Genomic DNA, 238 nt, shown 5'->3' on the forward strand with positions numbered 1-238 from the left:
ATATTACGGAGTAAATGGTCAGGTCGCGGCTGTCTGCTTTGACCAGAAACTTCTGCTCACCACTTTGTAAATCAAATAACTTTACCAGCACTAATTGCTCATTCTCGGTTTCCAGCGTTTGGATCATCGACAATTTGGTACCATCGGGAGACAGCTTAAGCTTGTCTATTGCTGGTGCACTGGTAAAGGCCTCGACCGGCAATTCCTTAGCTTGAAGAGGAATACAAAGTACTGCGCT

1 protein-coding gene is annotated in these 238 nt (G+C 45.4%); it reads right to left on the reverse strand.

Annotated features, from left to right (window positions below; all coding sequences use genetic code 11):
• Positions 1–238: hypothetical protein (locus tag SB753_RS41185; protein WP_410805696.1), on the reverse strand; the 238-nt coding region annotated here is incomplete at both ends.

The sequence above is a fragment of the Paraburkholderia sp. SIMBA_053 genome (assembly GCF_046534895.1).
Taxonomy (GTDB): Bacteria; Pseudomonadota; Gammaproteobacteria; order Burkholderiales; family Burkholderiaceae; genus Paraburkholderia; species Paraburkholderia caledonica.